The sequence below is a fragment of the Pedobacter sp. ASV28 genome, assembly GCF_016428855.1.
In the GTDB taxonomy this organism is placed as follows: Bacteria; Bacteroidota; Bacteroidia; order Sphingobacteriales; family Sphingobacteriaceae; genus Pedobacter.
The window spans coordinates 21529-41371 of the sequence record NZ_JAELTN010000027.1 but is presented as its reverse complement, the minus strand read 5'-3'; the positions used below and the strand labels follow the sequence as shown (position 1 = coordinate 41371).

The following is a 19843-nucleotide window of genomic DNA, read 5'->3' as shown; positions in this document are numbered from 1 at the left end:
TATGAACACAAATTTCGAACAACGCATCTCGCAAATGATCCGAGAACAAGAGCTACTATGGCAAACGGCCAACATAAAGGCCAAACCTAACAATGGCCTGTACCAACGTTATAAAAACCCTATTCTAACTGCTAAACATGTACCTTTTCAGTGGAAATACGATCTTAATCCCAGCACCAATCCGTTCCTGATAGAAAGGTTTGGCATCAACGCCGTTTTAAATCCGGGTGCCATCAAATGGAATGATAAATACATTCTGATGGTAAGAGTGGAGGGTACAGACCGGAAATCGTTCTTCGCCATTGCCGAAAGTCCTAACGGCATTGATCATTTCAGATTTTGGGACTACCCCATTGTTATGCCCGAAACAGCAGATCCCGACACGAACATATATGATATCAGGCTGGTTATACATGAAGATGGATGGATTTACGGTTTGTTTTGCACCGAAAGAAGAGATGCCAATGCCAGTGATAGCGACCAGTCTGCAGCCATAGCACAATGTGGCATAGCACGTACCAAGAACCTGATAGATTGGGAAAGATTGGCCGATTTAAAAACCAATTCTGCACAGCAGAGAAATGTAGTACTGCATCCAGAATTTGTAGAAGGGAAATATGCTTTTTATACACGTCCGCAAGATAGTTTTATCGAAGCAGGAAAAGGGGGGGGCATTGGCTTTGGTTTATCTGCTTCCATAGAACATGCTATCATCACCGAAGAGACCGTCATCGACAAAAAAGTTTACCATACGGTTTACGAAGCAAAAAATGGGCAAGGGCCTGCACCCATCAAAACCAGTAAGGGCTGGCTACATTTGGCACATGGCGTTAGAAATACCGCAGCAGGTTTAAGATACGTACTTTATATGTTCATGACCGATCTTCACGATCTAACCAAGGTTATCCATAAACCTGCCGGCTATTTTATTGCACCAGAAGGTGAAGAAAGGGTTGGCGATGTTTCTAATGTAGTGTTCTGCAATGGCTGGATTGCCGATGATGATGGCACCGTTTATATCTACTATGCATCGTCGGATACACGTATACATGTTGCCACTAGTACGATTGATCAACTTGTAGATTATGTGGTGAACAATCCGGAAGACGGACTTCGGTCGGCCACTACGGTACAAACCATTATTAACCTTATTGATCAAAATAGGGCATTTGATTTTACGCCAAATGTTAATGTACATTTGAATGGCCAATCTACTGTTTCCTAATGCATCACCAGCTGTTAACCAACCTTCGTAACGAACTTGACCAAGAGCTTTCGCAATTGCTCAACTGGTGGGACGTTTATGCCGTAGATGAAGAAAATGGTGGGTTTTATGGCAAAATAAATTCTAAAAACGAAGCTTTTCCAGCCCCCAAGGGCGTAGTGCTGAATGCCCGCATCCTTTATACCTTTTCTTCGGCCTATCTCTTAAAAAAAGAAGCCCGATACCTGGAGCTGGCCAGCAGGGCCTTTAACTACCTTAACCGTTTCTTTCTAGATGAAAAAGAAGGTGGGTTTTATTGGTCGCTCACCGCAGAAGGACAGCTTTTGGATGGGAAAAAACAGGTGTACGGACAGGCCTTTGCCATTTACGCACTAGCGGAATATTATAAGGCTACGAACGAAGAACGAGCCTTAAATTTAGCCAAAGCGACCTATGGCTTATTGGAAAAACACAGCTATGATAAAGTACATACCGGCTATATCGAGGCCCACACCCAAGACTGGCATGCCATTGATGATTTAAGGCTGAGCGAAAAAGACCAGAATGAAAAAAAGTCGATGAATACTCACCTGCACGTAATCGAAGCCTATGCCAACCTGTATACCGTTTGGCAAAATACCGATTTAAAAACATCGATAAAGCGTTTACTCTACAATTTCAAAACCCATATCATCCATCCGCAAAAAGGCCACCTCCAATTGTTCTTCACCGAAAACTGGACGGTTAGATCAACCCTGATTTCATTTGGGCATGATATAGAAGCGGCCTGGCTACTGTTAGAAGCAGCAGCGCTGATTGACGATGCAGCAGAAATACTCATCTTCCAAGATTTAGCCTTAAAGATGACAGATGCCGCGCTAAATGGCGTTCATAAAAACGGCGGACTATTATATGAATATGATCCCCATACACAACATTGGATCAAGGAGTTCCACTGGTGGCCACAGGCCGAGGCCATGGTGGGCCTATTCAATGCCTGGCAAGTCTCCGGCAACATATACTACCTCGAACAGTCCATAAAAACCTGGAATTTCGTGAAACAACATATAAAAGACAAGGAGCACGGGGAATGGTTTTGGGGCGTAGACTTTCAGTTTTATGTTATGCAGCATGAAGATAAAGCGGGGTTCTGGAAATGCCCCTACCACAATGGCAGGGCCTGCATAGAAATTGTCAAGAGAATTGAACTCGAACTCGGCTAGGGCACTTCATAGCTGCTTCCTTTTTATCATTTTATTCTCCTTTCCGTCATTCCGACGGCAGGAAGAATCTATACCAAAAATGTCCTTGTTTGGATCCTTTGCTACCGATAAATCGGTACAGGTTGCATTCTAGGTGATAATTTAGGCTGGGAAAGGGGGCTTCCCTATGGTTCACCGTTCTTCTTTTCTTTTTGATAATTTCACTCCCCCTCACATCATTCCGACGAAAGGAGGAACCTATACCATGGAATACCCTTGCCCGAATCCTTCACTATATATTGGAGATACAAGCACCGCCTCACTTCTTTATAACATCAGGTATCTGCCCATTAAAGTTAAAATAGGTGAAAGCCAAAACTATACTTTTTTGATTTCTTTTAACCCTAAGACATACGCTATTTTAAGCTAAGAAAATGGGGCTTTCTTCGGGTGTTGTTCGGGGCTTGTTCGAGTCGGCTTCGCTAAAAGGGCCATTTTCCCGAACAAGTCCCGAACAACATCACGAGATGAGATATTCCTAGCACATCTAACTACTTATAATAGTAAGTACGACCAAAAGAGGGCTCATAATGAGCGCAACTTCATCAATACCATTTTTAAGTTGTGAATTTTCATAACCTAAATACCCTGGAATACAAAAGGTTTTGTTTCAACAAATTGCTTAGAAGTTTCTCCTGCATAAATTTGGTTTTTATCTAATGCAAGTTTTTTGACTTTTCCAGTTTTACTGAAATCCAATTTTTTCAAATCAACCCAAATGGCATTTGGGCTAAGGGCATCTTCGAAATAATATACCAGATTTTTCTGGTCAGAAACAGTTCTCCATCTGGTAGTGGATAGATTTGGGAAACCTTCGGTAGAAATACCATAAGGAACAGAGCACTGTCTGATGACACTGAAGGCCCCAGCTACAGCAATTCTGGTTTCGTCTGTTTGCGGAATGGCTTTGATATAGTAGGAGGCACGAACATATCGATCTGCCGCTCTGTTAGTGCCAGGAAGAAATATATTACCAGGAATGCCTTTCCAATATTCGTTTATGGCTAATTGTTCTTCAAATACCGGGTCGTTTGTCATTACAGTATAAGAAGGATCGTGATGGATTACTAACTTACCGTTTATATATTCCAAGATAGCGTTGTCGCCAGTGGCATCTGATAAGGACAAGTGTACTGTTGTAAATTTATCAGTTCCTGGGATAAAATCTGTCACCACTACAAATGCTTCTTTCTTAAACTCTTCCACAGCTTCGGCTACTGTAGCAAAATTATCCAAAGCATATTGTGCCCATAATGAAACGGATAAGCCTTTTTTACTATTACCTTCTTTCGAAAACTGAGGATATTTTGAACTTACAAGCCAAAGCAGATTGGCAACAAGACCTTTCTCATTCATTCCATCTGATACTGCAATATCCCAAGAACTAGTGGTCATACTGCCATATTTAGCGCTCCATTTCACCGTGTTTTTCCCTGTGCTTCCGTCACGTTCCATTCCTCTGGGGAACAGCCATAAGTTAGAAGGAATAGGGATGGTGAAATCCATGCTCCTGGCGGTAAGGATTGTATTGTTCGGCCCCTTGTAAACCACTCTTGTACAGGCGTCCATTTTTTCCGGTGCGCCAAATACAGAAACAACGGTTAATACCATTGTAGTTAGTATAAATTTAGTGATTTTCATAAAAATGAGATTTTTAAGTTAATTAAAGACAATTGTTAAATTAATAAATTTAAAAAAAATCTTTTTATTAGCATAATTTGAGTTATCACCACAAGTTTCTATTCGGCTGGAAGTAATTTATAATTGTAGCCCCCATTTAGCTAAAAACACCCCCTAGTCATTCAAAGTTTACACTTAAAACGCCATTTTTTATCTTCACATCAGAAAAACCATTACCCGTCCCATATCAATTCCTTCCATTGGTGTGTTGCGGTGCTATAATCTTCGTTGAGGAAATGACTAATTGATCGCCCATTAGATTTTGAAAAAACCGATAAATCGGTACAGGTTGCGCTCAAGATGACAATTCAGGCCAGAAAGGGGGCTTCCCCCCATTTTTCACCGTTCCACTTTCTTTCTGGCAATTCTGCTCCCCTTCTTGTCATTCCGACGATAGGAGGAATCTATACCTAATAATGTACATCAACGAATTTTGATAAGGTGTTTTTTAAGCAGTTTTCCCTGCTGGTCTGATTTCTTAAGGCTAATGGCAAACAGGCCTTTGCGATATTTGGCCAGGATATGGTCTTCCGCTATATTTTCAGGGAGCCTAAAGGAACCCGTAAACGAAGCATGCGAGAATTCTTTTCGAATGTAATTACCTGTTTTACTTTTGTTTTTGCTACACTCGGCCATAATGGAGAGTATACCATTTTCGGTAGTTACCTTAAAGTCTTTCTTTCTAAAGTTGGGCACCGCCACTTCCAATTCATATTTGCTATCTGTTTCCCTGATATTTACCGGGTATCTGGGTTCATCAGGATTTTCAAAGGTGTCAATGTCCCAAAAATTTTCGGTCATTGACCGTTCTTTTGGTAATTTGGTATTTTTTGCTAGCGTATCCATATTATTTTATTTTAAGTGATGTTTCACAAATTCGACCTACAAAAAAAGGCAAAAGTCAATGGATCAAATATTAGCTACCCTATAGCGCTCACATTTAGGTAGGGATCTGATTTCAAAGCTTTTTGCGCCAATTTGAACACCTTGCTTTTGACCAAGTGGTAGGCTTGCATTATTTCAGTTATTTCATTCATTAGCTGCGCATGTCGTTCGAGCAGTTCCATTCCAAAATCTGCCTCCTGCTTTAAGAGCTGTCCTTCTATTTGTTTCAGGAAGGAGTGGATCTCTTTTTTCAAAAGCAAATTTACCTTATCGATGGACGTAGCTGCCATAAGTAGCTCCTTCATGGTGGCCACATTGTTCTTGCTCATTAACGGCGCAAATGATTCGGCAAAACGATTTTCTAAAAACCTGAGTTCGGTATCCAAAAATTCGAGATCCTGCAACCATTGCTTATTGACCAGGTAGAGTTCCTGTAGTTCGGTATTCAAACCATTATCGTTGATTGTTTTCATCATTTTTTATTTAAAATTACCACCTTAATGGTTAACAATTTATGACACCCGTCATTGGAAAAGATGACAGTGGGCAATCATCTTTGTTTTCCTAAACCCTATTGTTCATCAATTCCTCTTTCTCATCTGATCAAAAAACGGAGTATGGTTAGTTTCTACACAAACTGCTGCATACAGATAGAGGGCTGCTGACCAAGTTTGCCAGTCTTGGCCCATGGGTTTACCATTGACCGGATCATACCATTCATTAAAGCCGTATTCCAGTTCGGTATTTACACCTTTCTTTACCAGTTGGGTGAGGGCCATTAGGTTATTCAATGCCATAGATGGCCTACCTGCAGCCACCAGAGCCGCCACATGGAATGCCGACACAAAGGGCCATACACCACCATTGTGGTAATGACCAGGCAAATTAAATTCGGCATAACGGTCTATCCAGTCTGGTTGACCCGGGTAGATAAAGGGGAAAAAATTGGGGGCTAGATCGATACCCAATTCACCTTTTTTCATCATTTCCTTACATTCGAGAGCAATCCAATTGGTCATCTTCACTGCTCTTGTAGGTGGGGCTATACCCGACAATATGGCCATCGAATTGCCCAGCAGGTCAAATCTTTCACTACTGTATACCTTATAGGCCCACATGGCATAATATGGTTTGTATTTAACCGTAAGTCCACCATGTACATGAGCGTGTACTGTTTTTTTGGTAATGGTAAAACAATGCATCTGTTCCCTAATGTAGGCCGCAGCTTTATCCATGTTTAACATACTTAGGTAACTGTACACGATGGTATTTACATAAAGTCCATAACCAAGCACCCACTGTTCGTCCCGCCAATCGCTGGTAGGCAGTTGTGCAATAAGATAGTCGTCTGATGGTCTTTGGTACTCCATCCATTTTACGGCCTTGTTTACCGCTTCTTCCAAAAATTGGTATTGACCTGATAAATCCCTAAATATAGCTGTAGCCAACAAAAACAGCGGCGTGGTATCACTAGCTCCACGATTTTCGGCATCGTGTACCATGGAAGGGATATGCCCATTTTCAGACTGGTTTTTGGAAAGCGTGACCAGGGTACGTTCGATCAATTGGACAAGTTTAACATTACCCGACACGGCAAATCCCAATGTAGAAAGCATGAGGTCTCTGGTATAGGGTTCGGGATATCCCCAACCTGCAGTACGTGGTAGGCCATGAAAAGGTCCATGGGCATTATGGAGCAAGACCTTAATAGCAGCCTGTTTGGCTAATGCTATTTCTTGGCTTTGGTATGAGTTCATTATTCATTTTGTTAACTGATGCCTAATTTTTCACGGAGCACATTGACCATTTTTTGGGCCACCACCCGATAGTCGAAATGAGCCACTACTCTTTCTCTTCCCTCCATTCCCATTTGCTTTCGCAGGGCTTCGTTATTCATGAGCATGACCAATGCGGTTTCAATATCTTTTATATCGGCCCGGTAATCTACCGTTCTTGGTTTATCGAAATGTAAATGGGTCCCGGGTTTGTATCCAGACTCCGGCCCTAGCACTACCTCATCTAATACGATTTTTTCGGCTACTCCTGCCATAAATGCGGTTTTATTTTGCACCAAGGTATCTAACATACCCATGGCATTAATACCTATAACGGGCTTACCACAGGCACCTGCCTCTACCTGAAGCATGCCAAATCCTTCCAATCGGGAGGGGGCCGCATAAATATCACATGCACCCAACAGATAGGGCACAAACGTTCTAGAAATGATACTGGTAGCAAAGGTAACCTGGTTGGCTATACCAAGCTCTTGGGCCAATTGCAGGTCGGAAACGTTCTGTGCTTCGGTACGGGGTTGTGGCCATACTTTGCATACATATTTCCATTCGGGTACTGGAACATTAATACGGGCCAATGCCTCCATTACTTCTCTTCCCCCTTTGGAGCTCGCATCGCCACCTACGGTCAGTATCATCAGTTGATCGGGCCTAATGCCCAATGCTTCTCTTACCGCCAATATTTTAGGGTCATTTTTTTCAAAAGGGATAAATATTTCTGTATTACAGCCTACTGGAACCACTTCAATCAATGAAGCATCTATACCATCTCGCACATACATTTCCTTTACCCAATTGGAAGTGACCAAAATCAGCGGTAGTTTATTCAATACGTCCTGGTAGTTGGCTATATAACCATCGGCCACAAACCAAGGCACAGCCGTCATGCCATGTGCAATAGGGTGTAGCACCACTTGCGGGGTATGTCCCCAATAACCAATTCCAATAACCACATCGGGTTTGAACCATTTATAGTACCATTCTTTTTCCTGCATGGACTGAAAATTGACACCATGTGCGTCAACTCCAATTTCCAACAACCCCTTATAAAGAAGATCTCCCTGTGTAGCCAGACCTCCTGGTGAGGGTGGATAATCATATAATACCAATATTTTCATCTATTTTATCCTTATTGCTTTGATTGCTCTTTTATTGCTGTTTTTCCTTTTTGGCCAGCCAGTGCATGGCTTCTTCCTTTTTCTCAAATAACCAAAAGGCTTCCTGTTTTGGCGTGGTGCTGAGCTCCCAACTGTGCAGACCAAAACCATAAATATTCTTCATGATCTCATATTTATATTTCCAAGTCTTTAATGGTAGCTTTATATAGCTATCTGCTGTTTTTATGGCCCTTGGGAAATATTTCTTGTTTCCATCTTCATAGGCAAATGTTCGGAGCTGGTTGCAGTATATTTTATCTTCATTCCATAAATGGATTACAGCCCTACTGATTTCTTCATGCCTGAGGTGCCGTGTATATTCGCCAGCTGGATCATGGGTAATAATGATATCAAAATGTAGCGAAGGCATTAACTCCAATATCTTGAGCTTTACCTCTTCATTGGCCAATGGCATTTGTTCTGGTCCATCATCCATATCTCCCATTATTCCCTTGGCCAGTAGCACCTTGAGTGCCTGGGTAAATTTAAGCTTTCTTTCATCGTCATCTTTTCTAGAAAGACAGACGACAAAACACTCCCAATTGGGATGACTGAGCAATGTTCCTCCTGCCCATAAGGTTTCATCGTCTGGGTGTGCTACAATAATGGCCACTTTTTCCCTTTTGTGTTGATTCGTCATCGTATGTAAAAAGATTGTATCAGCCTTGCATTTTTCTCTATTTCCTTCTGCCAATTTACCCTATATTTCATCCATTGCACATGATGGCCATCATCCTTAACCATGATACCAATCGAAATACCCACCTATAATCCAACACTTTAATGCTAAAAAACATAAATAATTGGTGCAGCCATACTCCATTTATGCGCACAGACTGTTTATCATCAATGGCTATGTTTGACATGGATCACTTTATTTCTGATGGAAGCTTCTGATCTTTGCCTATAACCCGATCAATATCGATTATCATGGAAGCTGATCAAATTAAACAAGATGACCAGAATATATTGGTACTTACCGATTTTGGAAGCTGTGCCAGACACGCCGCTGATCATGCTATATTACTAGGAGAAGCCTTGAATGCCAATATTGTATTGTTCAATTCCTATTTTATGCCAAATTCGGCTTACGACAACCAGTCGAGCGAAAGCCATAATGTGCTGATTGGGAAAAGCAAGGCCAACTTGGAAAAGGAGGCCAACAGAATGCGTATGCTTATTGAAAGCCATCAAGCCAAATACAAACCAATGGTAACAGCGTTTCATAACGAAGGGACGCTAGGCGATAATGCACAGAGCATTGCCCATGAAAAAACGTTATTAATGGTTATTATGGGCGGACAAAGCAACAATTGTCTACTTGCCGAAGAGATAACACACTTGATAGATCGGGTAAAATTACCTATTGTGATTGTACCAGAACCTGATTAGGGTATTAAACCTGCCATTCGGGCTATATTGTTATTGGTTAAGGGGGAAGTGGATCAGTTCTTCATCTTTTCAAGTTTCTGCTGATCTAAAATAATGAGCTGACCGAGGTCTTTGGCTATTATTCCCTCCTCTTTAAAATCACTTAATATTCTGCTTACCGTTTCTGTAGCAATGCCCGCCATCGAAGCGAGGTTATCTCTTGAAATGTTCAATTTGGTCAGGTCGTCTTCACCACTCCGGTGTCTAAGTCGGAGCAGCAGTTCGGCCATTCTCTTTCTTACCGAATAATAGGCAAGCTGCAGCAATTGCTGTTCACTCTCCAGTACACTATTAGCTAGGATATTGATAAACTTGGATGCCACATCTGGATACTTACCGATCAGTTCCTGCACCAGTTCCCTGGGCAGCAGGCACAAAGAGGTATCTTCCATAGCTTCGGCCGTCTCTTTATAATCTTCATTGGCCAAAAGGGCTGCCACCCCAAAATACTCTTCGGGACCAAAAATACTAATGAGCAGCTCTCTGCCATCCTCAGCTATTTTCATGGTCTTTACCCGACCTGAAGCAATAAGGTAGATGCCGTTAACAGAATCGCCTTCGTAGTAAATGATCTGTTTTTTCTTGATGTGCCTAATCTTTCGTTCGGAGAATAAGCGCTTAAGTTCATCCAAACCATGCGCATTGTTAAAAAGTTCATTTATACTATCTAACGAGTTACCAAAGACTTTTTTATGGTGGTCGAATTTTTTCAACCTACTGCTAATGGCATTTAACAGTTCCAGTTCTCCAAAAGGCTTGGTCAGGTAGTCGTCTGCCCCCATTTCCATTCCCCTACGCATGTCGACCCTGTCATTTTTGGCCGTTAAAAAAATAAAAGGGATAGTTGAGGTATGCAGGTTTTTTTCCAACATATAGAGCACCTCGTAGCCATCCAGTTCTGGCATCATGATATCACACAAGATAAGATCGGGCTTTATTTTAATGGCCTGCTCTACACCTTGTTTACCATCTGTAGCATGAAACACTTCGAAATCTGCCAATTCCAAAATTTCTGCAGTACTTTCCCTGATGTCGTCATTGTCTTCAATAATAAGGATTTTAGTTTGCGCTGACATGTTATTATTGATTAAAAATATAATTTAGGAGATTAAAGTTGTCTTTTGAAAATGAGCTCGAACTTTGCGCCCTCGCCAAGCTTGCTCTGAAAGTTCAATTCACCACCCATTAATTGGGCATACCGTTGAACAATATGCAGTCCAAGTCCGGTACCTGGAATATTGCCTGCATTATGTGCCCTAAAAAAGGGGTGAAAAAGTTCTTTTTGATCTGCATCAGGAATGCCCATACCATTGTCTTTTACAGTAAAACCATAATATTCTGGGCTTATTGATGTGGTAAATTCAATAGCAGTATGTTCTCCGGAATATTTAATGGCATTGCCAATAAGATTGATCAGACAATTACGCAACAGGTTCTGATCAAGTTTAACCATCTGTTCTTCTCCACTATGCTGATAGATAATCTGTTGGTCTACTTTTGCCGTCAATTGCATTTCCTCTACAATTTCCTTAGCAAAGGTAAGCAGGTTAAAAGAATCTAAACTCGGTGTAATATTTCCCATTTCTACCCTTTCTAGAGAAAGAAAGTCGCTCAATATGGTGGTTAAGTTTCTCACGGCATTATTGATCTTATTCACATGCTTAATAATCTGTGTCTGACCTGTTGCTGTGGCATATTTTTCAATGAGGATGGAAGATAGCTGTATAGAACTTAGCGGGGTTCTAAATTCATGCGAGGCCATAGAAACAAACCTGCTTTTCATATGATTAAGTTCTTTTTCTTTTTTGAGCGAAGTGGTTATTTCTTCTTTCGCTGCGCTTAAGGCTTCTATCAGTACATTTAATGATTTTGTTCGTTCCTTTACCAAATCTTCTAGCTCTGAAGCATATCGCCTTAACATTTCATCAGATTCCTTTTCCTTGGACAGGTCATGTACAAAACCCGTATATATGGTCCTGTCTCCGTAGTTCACTTCGCTAACCGCCAGCCTAAAAGGAAAGGTAGAACCATCTTTTCTTAATCCCCTTACTTCTCTTCCCTTACCTATAATTTTCTTTTCGCCTGTTTTTTGATGGTTTTGAAGATAACTATCATGCTTGCTCTTGTCTGGCTCTGGCATGAGCATAGAGATATTTTGACCGATAACTTCTGCTTCGGTATAGCCAAATATATCGAGTGCTGCCGGATTAAGGCTTTCTACCTTTCCGCTTTCATCAATAGTCAAAATTCCATCGATAGCGGTGGCAATAATTGAATGAAGTAGTTTAGAACTGTCCATACTTAAGGCCTATCTTATCAAATATAAGCAATTACATCATCAAACTAACACTTTAATTATCAATTCATTATTTCAAAGTTCTTAAAAATCTTATTTTTCAAAAAGCCACCTATAGGGCTTGACTTTATGCTTTGGCTTTAGGTCATATTGCTTTATGCTTTTTTCCGAAATAAGTTTTACAGCCTCTTCAATATCGTCGGTAACCAAAAAGAGCTCCATATCATCTTCACTTATGGTTGCATTTTTTCTCATGTGCTCAATATGCAGCAACAGCTCGGCATGATATTCCTTTCCAAAAATAATAATCGGAAAGTTCTTGATTTTTTTGGTTTGGATTAGGGTAAGGGCCTCGAAATACTCATCGAGCGTTCCATAGCCACCAGGCATTACCACAAAGGCAAAAGAGTATTTCACCAACAGTATTTTTCGGATGAAAAAATGCTTCATATTTACCCATTTGTCTAGATATAGGTTGGGCTGCTGTTCTTTTGCCAGTTCTATGTTACAGCCTACCGAACGACCACCTACGTCTTTTGCTCCCCTGTTGGCAGCCTCCATTAGGCCAGGCCCTCCTCCTGTTAAAATGGTAAAGCCCAATTTGGCAAAAGCTGCTGCAGCCTTACGGGTAAATTCATAATAGCTATGCCCTTCTTTAAACCGGGCAGAGCCGAATATGGTAATGCATGGCCCCATAAAATGCAGCCCCCTAAACCCCCTAATCAGTTCCAACATGGTATGCAATGTAAATTTGAATTCGGCCCATCTAGAGTGTGGCCCTTCGAGGAAAACTATTTCTGATTTGTTCATGTTAATTGCGCTTTAGAAATTGCCATAGAAATAAAATTAGACTTATTCTTTTTAGCCATACTTGATGTTGATCATGTATTGGGTTGACGAAGGTTAGGTAGAACCATCTCTGTATAGGCAATATATGGCCCTCCCCATCTTTTTTCGCCTTTTGACGATCTAAATGCAAAAGTAGGGGCTAGTTTAGCTATAGCCCCAATGGAGTAACAGGATCAATATATATGATTGACCCCTATCATATCCGTTCATTGCATTTATATCGACATTTGATAAAAATATATTAAGATGGCATCTTTCCCTAAAAATTCATTGGCCCGTATAGAATTTGATAGGCTCTTGATCAGTGAAATAGACAACCTAAAACTTTTGGCCAGAAGATTTACTTCGGATAGCGATGAAATTAAGGACCTGGTACAGGAAACCATCTTAAAGGCCAGTAGATTTTGGCATACTTTTGAAAGTGGAACGCATTTAAAAAAATGGCTGCATGTGATTATGAAGAACAGTTTTATTAACGGTTACAGAAAACTGAGAAGATCGCAAAACTACTGTGATGTGGTTAGGAAAGTTCAAGTTGCAAACTTCATGGAACAGGGCGTGGAGGGTGGTGTTCAATCAAAACTCATATTTGATGACCTTAGTGCTGCATTGGCCCAGTTGCCAAAAGATCAATCTGTTCCCTTTCAATTATATTTTGAGGGTTTCAAGTACATGGAAATTGCCCAAAAGCTGTGCAAACCCATGGGGACCATCAAAACCAATATCTACCAAGCAAGAAAAGTACTTAAGCATATGCTCAAAGATTATGGTACAGTAACTGGCCGTTAGGATTTGTGGCCAACACTCGGCTCATTAATTTAACTTCGAACAGGTTTATTGCTATTGGCAGGGAAACATCAGGTATAAGGTTTAGCGGCCATTTCCAGCAAAGCCAACAGTTAGTGCAATAAGTTTGGCGGGCTATGATTTATTCTAGTGCCAACTGCAAAATGATCATTCTCCTTAAAGATAACGTTATCATTTGCCCACTGTTCATTCAAAGAGGCCAACTTCCTTCATTACTCGGTTGCCGGAAAAACCAATAATGGAATACTACTGTTACTGGCCATCTTTTGGGCATGGCCAATCGTAAAAATTCTTTTCAATATAGAATCGCGATGGTGCACCATCGCCAACATTTCAATAGCGCCATGTTTACCTAATTGTTTTAGTCCTGCATCGATCTCCGTATTTTCAATCTGTTTAAGATTTACTTTACTATAATTTGCCATTGCAGACACTCTATTAAAGAAGTCTTCTACCTGATTTTGCTGTTGATTATCAACATGGTCATCTTTAATGATATGTACTATGGATAGGGTAGCACTATAGGCACGAACAATCTCCAACAGGAATGCAATAGCGGACATTTCATGTTCGCAGAGTTCGCTGGCAAATGCCACGTGGTTCAACTGACTGGAAAACATGCTAAAAGGGACGAGTAGTAAAGGCAGATTGATCTTTTCCAACATGGCCGCTGTTTTGCTGCCCAACAAGAGCTTTGATATTTCCGGTGCACCATACATGCCCATCACCACCATATCAATTTTTTGTTCTTCCTGTACCTCACGCAATACTTCTGTTATAGAACCTGTACGGCTGGTAAAGGAAATAATGGGTATATAAGATCTGACCGTGGTATCAATATCAGCCCTTAACTTATTGGCCAGAAAACCGAGCTGAAGGTCTATTGCATTTTTTTGTGCCAGGTAGTTTTGAATGGGCATTCTTGGCTGAAAGAACAAGTCGGACTGCCTATCTACTTTAATGGCATTACACAACAAAATATCAGCTTTTATTTTCTTGGCAAGTCCCAATGTATATCGAGCAGCATTTTCTGAAGGTATGGCTAAGTCTGTTGCAACTAATATAGTTTTCATCGGAATATGATTTAATGGTTGATGAAGTCCTGCTTACCGCAGGTAGGTGAGCGAATGATAGTATCTAAAAGTCAGTAGAGAACGTTTTTTGATTTTGCCGAAAAAACCATTAAGGGAATAGCTAGATTACCTATTTGTTTTTTAGTGTGGCTTGGTACAAACCATCTTTGCAAAAATCCTCTTTTACGATGCACCATAACCATCATATCGAACTTACCCTGTTCGTTTATCCATTCCAATCCATTGGTAATATTTTGGTCTTTTAGCGCATGATAATAGATCTTGTTGTAGTTGATCTTATTGGTCACCTCATTTAAAAAAATCGTTTCTGCCTTATCTTGCTGTATTTTCTTTCCCGAGAAAATATGTGACACTATCAGATCGGCATTAAACCTTAGGGCCATGGTAGAGAGCACATGGAGAATATTGATATCCGACTGGCGAAGGTCGGTAGCAAATGTCATTCTACGGATCTTTTTAAATACAAATTTAGGTGGTACGATCAATACTGGACAATTGGCATATTCGATCATCTCGCGTGTGCTACTTCCCATAAAAAACTGCGTAATTTCTCCCTTTTCAGATCCCCCCATTACTATGAGGCAGATTTTATTTTCCGTCATTAGGCTACTTGCCACATCGACAAGCGTTCCTCTTGCCGCATGGCAGGTTATGGTGGGCCGAAAGGAATTGAGCTTGTCCAAAGCCTCTGCTTTAGTATTAAGCAATTTGCTCAAGCTGCCTAATGATGCATCTGTTTCTTTTTTCATCGTCTCATAGTCATACGCTGGCCAAGCCAACTGGGTGGCCATTGGCGTTTCCCCAAACACCATAAACGCATGGCACAAAATGATATTTGCGTTTAATTCTTGTGCCATATACAGAGCGTAGATTGCTGCATTGGTTGCCGACTTGGAAAAATCTGTTGGTATTAAAATCGTTTTCATTTCAAACTGTTCTAGTGAGTTCATTGATCTTAATTTTTAGCATGGTAAAGCCTATTTTTTCCAGTTCCTGATCCAGTTGGTATACATCTTCGTAATTTACCGGCAATCCATCTTTTATCAGACAGGTGAGATAGATAATCTTTATTGATATAGGTTTATTAAGCTTAAAATCTTTCTTTTGGAGAGAGCTGATGGCATTGGTCATTTCTCTATTTTTATCTTTTGCTCCATCTTGCTTCAGTAAAAGCCCTGCCAATTGCTCGGCATGCTGCACCCTTACACATCCGTGGCTGAGAGCCCTCTTATCTTCATTGAACAATCGCTGTTCTGGTGTATCGTGCAGATAGATATCAAAGGCATTGGCAAACCTGAATACGACCACACCCAATGCATTATCACATCCAGAACTTTGTTTTACATAATAAGCAGCTGGATTTTTCCTAATCTCTTGAAGGTTGGCTACATTGGTTTCGACATATTGACCCGCCAAGTTATATACAGCATAATGGTTATCATTAAAATAGTTGTTGTTCTTAATTGCTTTTGGCAAAAATTCTTTTTCGAAAATGCTACGCGGAACCCTCCAATCTGGAGCAGTGGTAAAATAGGTAATAGAACTTTGCAGGGTTGGGGTTTGGCTGTGCGGTTTTCCTACCACCACTTTAAAATTGAACACCGTATCTGACTGATAATCATTCTGGTAAAGACCAAATTGACATACACCACTGAGTAGCGACATGGCTTCTAATGTTTTATTGGCATGGTCCGATGCTTTTGTCCATACCTGTTGCAAGGTATTTTGGTAGAACCTTTGAGTTGAATTGGGAAAGTTTAATTTTGTTAGTGTAGCATTTTCTTCAAACAACGTGCTAATTTCCTTAACCACCAAATTATCCTGAGCCTTAACCACACCTGTTGAACAAAGTAGAAAGATCGAATAAACATAGGTTTTTATCATACTCAGCTTCATGAGGTAAATCTCTCTATTTATTGATCGTTTACCTATGACCTATATCAGGTTCCATTATGATAGTATACCCCAAAAACTCTTGACAAAGATCACCTGTTACATTGACTACCGTCATGGTACAAATAGGTCCGATCATCTCGCCAGAAATGCCTTAATGAACAGCTAATATAGTACGGACAGCGGTCGTTCTTGAAGGCCAGATCAGCTTTATAGGTGCCTGATGCTACGCTCAATCTTCCTGATCTTTATGGACAGTACCACGCGAAACACTCCTGAAATAATTAAGGTGGCCCCTGTCCAAACCACAATATTAAATGCGGCAAAATTAGGATAGCTTAAAATAATCAGGGAAAGAAGAATAATAAAAACGCCCAAAAACAATAACCAACCCCAACCCGTTAAACCAATGGCCCTTAGCTCTATAGCACTTCCTATGGCCATGAACCCTCTAAAAAGCATCCAGGCTCCAACTATAAATGGAATAACCAATAGTGAAAGCAGGGGATAGTTTGCCATATAAATGCCGAATATGAAGTCCATCATACCTCCTACCAAAAGCCATCCCCAGCCTTTAATATAGGTACTGTTGGTCACCGCAAAAATAATTTCCAATAAACCGGTCAACAACATCCCGATAATAAAGGCTATACTGATAGACCAATAAGAATAGGAGGGTAAACTCACCAAATAGATTCCTATGGAAATAAGGAGCAACCCTGCAAACAACATTAACCTCCAATTGGAAATTGCATAGTAGATGTTTCTTGTGTTTGTTTTTTTCATCACAGTATAAATTTATGAATCTGTTGTTACTATTCGTTATCAGTACCAATGTGTATTTATTCCCTCCTATTGTTGGGTATGGACACATCATATCATTCAGCCTACTTTTAGATTAGCCCCGGCTATTATATATTCTATACTCTTGAAGAGTATTTTTTTTGTTTCCCTAAATTCATGTACCAGATCGTTCATCAAATATTCCAAGTTAACTTGTTCTTTGGCTATTTCCTCTTCACTTTTCAACAGCATATTCTCGGCCATTAATTCAAGGTCTTGCAACTGATTTTCTAGCAATTCACTGATCTTATGTTTTTCATTGATCAGCTCTGTGAGCTTTATAAGCTGTTGTTTCAGTGTTTCCAGCTGATCACTTTTAATCCATTTGATCAATTCTTCACTAAATACGTGCATATAAAAGCCTACTTCGATGGTAAAAAAATCAAGTTCCGATTTCCATCTTCGTGCATGAACATAATAGGTCAAATACTTGGCAGATAACTTACTGAGTTTTTCCATCATTATTATTTTAATACGGCGTTGCCTCCTTTTCCCTCTGGTGTATTAAAATTAGGCTAATCTTTATTTTGCCTAAATGATTAGGATTAAACTATTTTTATGATATCCATCACTTCATATCCCATCTTGCTTTTATGTTTTTGCTGGTTATTAGGTGTTACGAAACACATTTTAGGTTTCTCTATAGCTACGTAATATTTACCCCAAAGAAATGTCCCACCATAGCGGTCATGGCCATGGCTACCGTACCCCAAAAACAGATACGTGCTACGGCAATGCCAATGTTTGAACCACCAGCCTTTGCGGCAACTGCCCCAAGTATCATTAAGAAAAGAATAGATAGGCCATATTGATAATAGATCATTTGTTTGATGGGAGCGAACATAGATACCGTAAATGGCAATAAAGCCCCTAGAGAAAAGGATGCAAAAGAGGCTATTGCGGCCAATAATGGTTTAGCCTGTGTCAAGTCGTTGATACCCAATTCATCTTTGGCATGTGCTTCTAATGCATTGTGCTGCATTAGCTGTTCGGCCACCTGCAGGGCCAATTCTGGGGTTAGCCCCCTCTCTTTGTAGATATCTGCCAGTTCTTTAAGTTCCAATTCGGGCATTTCTTTCAGCTCTTGCGCTTCTCTTACTAGATCGGCTTTCTCGGTGTCGGCCTGTGAGCTAACCGAAACGTATTCTCCTGCCGCCATAGACATGGCTCCCGAGACTAAGCCCGCTAATGCGGCAAGAATAATGGTATTTCGATCTGGACCCGCTGCGGCTACACCAATAGCGATACTGGTTGTTGACAAAATCCCATCATTGGCCCCCAATACCGAGGCTCTTAGCCATCCGACCCTATTTACATAATGTTTTTCAAAAATATGTAGTGCCATACCTGTATATTTTGAGATTTAAAATCTTTTCATCAGTCCTAAACCAATTGCTCCGGATTGATAGTAGGGATAGACTATACTTGCATTAGGATCTTTTTTGCCTTGTACCCAACCATTGATCTTTGGGAAAAGCCAATAGGCCGCTTCTGTTGACAGGATACCTATTCCTGCACCAGCCACCACATCTCCTACCCAATGTTTATCGTTCAATGTACGATAAACACCAGTAAAAATGGCGATAGGGTAACCACAAAGGCTCAACAAGAAATTTTGTTGTTGATATTCGCGAAATAAAAACTGAGCTGACGAAAAAGCCGTTGAAGTATGCCCGGAAGGAAAAGAAAGACGGTTCGATCCGTCAGGGCGTTCTTCTTTAATGATATGTTTTAAAGGCAATACAATAGCCGTAACGATAACTTGTGAGGTTGCATAAATCAGAGTCCTGTCCCTAAAGTTATGCCTACCTTTCAGGCCAAAAAGGTTTAAGCCATACACTGCTATTGCTGGAGCGTACTGGGTATAATTATCTAATACTATCTTATCCGGCTGGTGCTCATTGATTTCATAACGTGTTGACCCATTCAGTTCTTTTAAGGGTTCCGAAATCAAGCTTAAGAAACCATACGAAATCAATACACTTGGTATGATCAGTTTTTTAGTTGAAAATTGATGTGCATTCTCTTGTTCATGATCAAGTGTATCTATCTGAACAACCTGATTTTGTGCATTCAAATTTTGCCAATAGCAGGTCAGCATAAGCATGATCACAACGAGGTAGCTCTTCATTTGGCCTGTTTTAAATGATTGGCCCAATTTACAATAATTTGTTGTTCTGCCTTACTTAAACTGGCATTTCGGTGTATTAAAGTATAGGAGGACAAAGGCATTTCTTCGCTCTTTACGGTTGCTGCAATCTCGCCTAGCTTTTTCTTTTGCTTGACAATGGGATAGCTTTCAAATTCATCAAAATTAAGATGCCTTTTACCATCTTTTATGTGGCTATTTAACCACCATGCAATTGGCTGTATATGACTATACCAAGGGTAAGAAGTATTATTGGAATGACAATCGTAGCAACTGGTCTTGAGAATAGTGCCCACCTGCATTGGAACCAAAGTTGGCGATATGGCCTGTGCAGGCACAGCTATAGAAATATTCTTTTCTGGCCTGAACAATTGAATGCCCAGCAGGATCAAAACTAAAACCAACAATAGTTTTTTGGAATTAAAGCGTTTCATGTCATTATTTTTAAAGTTCCTTTAGCTTTTTTCTCTAGCAGCCTATCCACGATGCTAAGCTTCGGC

The 19843-nt window shown here is 40.5% G+C and carries 21 protein-coding genes; 4 read left to right on the top strand and 17 right to left on the bottom strand.

What is annotated here, in order from left to right; translation table 11 throughout:
• Nucleotide 1 precedes the first annotated feature (1 nt).
• Nucleotides 2-1225 carry a glycosidase gene (locus JHD79_RS11700; protein ID WP_199119421.1) on the top strand — a complete coding sequence of 408 codons (1224 nt, stop codon included), beginning with the start codon at nt 2-4 and terminating at the stop codon, nt 1223-1225.
• The gene (locus JHD79_RS11695) at nt 1225-2427 is read left to right on the top strand and encodes an AGE family epimerase/isomerase (RefSeq protein ID WP_199119420.1); all 1203 of its coding nucleotides are present in this window, start codon (nt 1225-1227) and stop codon (nt 2425-2427) included. Before JHD79_RS11700 ends, JHD79_RS11695 begins: the two co-directional genes overlap by 1 nt.
• A 618-nt stretch (nt 2428-3045) precedes the next feature.
• On the opposite strand, the gene JHD79_RS11690 is transcribed toward JHD79_RS11695, so the two are convergent.
• The 6 genes from JHD79_RS11690 to JHD79_RS11665 all read right to left on the bottom strand — a co-directional run bounded on the left by JHD79_RS11690 (nt 3046) and on the right by JHD79_RS11665 (nt 8621).
• The gene (locus JHD79_RS11690; RefSeq protein WP_233164659.1) at nt 3046-4107 is read right to left on the bottom strand and encodes a linear amide C-N hydrolase; all 1062 of its coding nucleotides are present in this window, start codon (nt 4105-4107) and stop codon (nt 3046-3048) included.
• 462 nt (nt 4108-4569) lie between these two features.
• Nucleotides 4570-4992 carry an Hsp20/alpha crystallin family protein gene (locus JHD79_RS11685; RefSeq protein WP_199119419.1) on the bottom strand — a complete coding sequence of 141 codons (423 nt, stop codon included), beginning with the start codon at nt 4990-4992 and terminating at the stop codon, nt 4570-4572.
• Nucleotides 4993-5066: 74 nt separating this feature from the next.
• Nucleotides 5067-5507, bottom strand: a complete 441-nt coding sequence (locus JHD79_RS11680) for a hypothetical protein (RefSeq protein WP_199119418.1) — start codon at nt 5505-5507, stop codon at nt 5067-5069.
• 105 nt (nt 5508-5612) lie between these two features.
• Nucleotides 5613-6788: a glycoside hydrolase 100 family protein gene (locus tag JHD79_RS11675; RefSeq protein WP_199119417.1), complete on the bottom strand. Its 1176-nt coding sequence runs from the start codon at nt 6786-6788 to the stop codon at nt 5613-5615.
• An 11-nt stretch (nt 6789-6799) separates the two neighbouring features.
• Complete coding sequence (locus JHD79_RS11670; RefSeq protein WP_199119416.1) at nt 6800-7942, bottom strand: glycosyltransferase family 4 protein; 1143 nt, start codon at nt 7940-7942, stop codon at nt 6800-6802.
• A gap of 31 nt (nt 7943-7973) precedes the next feature.
• Nucleotides 7974-8621 carry a PIG-L deacetylase family protein gene (locus JHD79_RS11665; protein WP_199119415.1) on the bottom strand — a complete coding sequence of 216 codons (648 nt, stop codon included), beginning with the start codon at nt 8619-8621 and terminating at the stop codon, nt 7974-7976.
• A gap of 290 nt (nt 8622-8911) precedes the next feature.
• Between JHD79_RS11665 and JHD79_RS11660 the strand changes: the two genes are divergently transcribed.
• Nucleotides 8912-9373 (top strand): universal stress protein, encoded by a 462-nt coding sequence (locus JHD79_RS11660; RefSeq protein ID WP_199119414.1) that lies wholly within the window; start codon nt 8912-8914, stop codon nt 9371-9373.
• A 53-nt stretch (nt 9374-9426) separates the two neighbouring features.
• Here JHD79_RS11660 and JHD79_RS11655 read toward each other — a convergent pair whose 3' ends face one another.
• The 3 genes from JHD79_RS11655 to JHD79_RS11645 all read right to left on the bottom strand — a co-directional run bounded on the left by JHD79_RS11655 (nt 9427) and on the right by JHD79_RS11645 (nt 12518).
• Complete coding sequence (locus tag JHD79_RS11655) at nt 9427-10488, bottom strand: response regulator (RefSeq protein WP_199119413.1); 1062 nt, start codon at nt 10486-10488, stop codon at nt 9427-9429.
• Nucleotides 10489-10520: 32 nt separating this feature from the next.
• A complete protein-coding gene (locus tag JHD79_RS11650; RefSeq protein WP_199119412.1) occupies nt 10521-11711 on the bottom strand; it encodes a PAS domain-containing sensor histidine kinase in 1191 nt (396 codons plus the stop codon).
• Between the two features lie 90 nt (nt 11712-11801).
• Nucleotides 11802-12518 carry a TIGR00730 family Rossman fold protein gene (locus JHD79_RS11645; RefSeq protein ID WP_199119411.1) on the bottom strand — a complete coding sequence of 239 codons (717 nt, stop codon included), beginning with the start codon at nt 12516-12518 and terminating at the stop codon, nt 11802-11804.
• A gap of 285 nt (nt 12519-12803) precedes the next feature.
• Between JHD79_RS11645 and JHD79_RS11640 the strand changes: the two genes are divergently transcribed.
• Nucleotides 12804-13346 (top strand): sigma-70 family RNA polymerase sigma factor, encoded by a 543-nt coding sequence (locus JHD79_RS11640; RefSeq protein ID WP_199119410.1) that lies wholly within the window; start codon nt 12804-12806, stop codon nt 13344-13346.
• A 230-nt stretch (nt 13347-13576) separates the two neighbouring features.
• Here the strand turns inward: JHD79_RS11640 and JHD79_RS11635 are convergent, their stop codons facing one another.
• From JHD79_RS11635 to JHD79_RS11600, 8 genes are all read right to left on the bottom strand, one after another.
• Entirely contained in the window at nt 13577-14437 is an 861-nt protein-coding gene (locus JHD79_RS11635; RefSeq protein ID WP_199119409.1) for a universal stress protein, read from the bottom strand.
• Nucleotides 14438-14508: 71 nt separating this feature from the next.
• Complete coding sequence (locus tag JHD79_RS11630; protein WP_199119408.1) at nt 14509-15408, bottom strand: universal stress protein; 900 nt, start codon at nt 15406-15408, stop codon at nt 14509-14511.
• A complete protein-coding gene (locus JHD79_RS11625; RefSeq protein ID WP_199119407.1) occupies nt 15386-16342 on the bottom strand; it encodes a L,D-transpeptidase family protein in 957 nt (318 codons plus the stop codon). Before JHD79_RS11625 ends, JHD79_RS11630 begins: the two co-directional genes overlap by 23 nt.
• Before the next feature lie 219 nt (nt 16343-16561).
• Nucleotides 16562-17137, bottom strand: coding sequence for an HdeD family acid-resistance protein (locus tag JHD79_RS11620; RefSeq protein WP_199119406.1), 576 nt, complete (start codon nt 17135-17137; stop codon nt 16562-16564).
• A 96-nt stretch (nt 17138-17233) separates the two neighbouring features.
• Nucleotides 17234-17656: a hypothetical protein gene (locus JHD79_RS11615; RefSeq protein WP_199119405.1), complete on the bottom strand. Its 423-nt coding sequence runs from the start codon at nt 17654-17656 to the stop codon at nt 17234-17236.
• Nucleotides 17657-17840: 184 nt separating this feature from the next.
• Nucleotides 17841-18539, bottom strand: a complete 699-nt coding sequence (locus JHD79_RS11610) for a VIT family protein (RefSeq protein ID WP_199119404.1) — start codon at nt 18537-18539, stop codon at nt 17841-17843.
• A gap of 18 nt (nt 18540-18557) precedes the next feature.
• The gene (locus JHD79_RS11605; protein ID WP_233164658.1) at nt 18558-19325 is read right to left on the bottom strand and encodes a phosphatase PAP2 family protein; all 768 of its coding nucleotides are present in this window, start codon (nt 19323-19325) and stop codon (nt 18558-18560) included.
• Nucleotides 19322-19777, bottom strand: a complete 456-nt coding sequence (locus tag JHD79_RS11600) for a heme-binding domain-containing protein (RefSeq protein ID WP_199119403.1) — start codon at nt 19775-19777, stop codon at nt 19322-19324. The genes JHD79_RS11605 and JHD79_RS11600 overlap by 4 nt, the downstream gene beginning before the upstream one ends.
• Between the last annotated feature and the right edge of the window lie 66 nt (nt 19778-19843).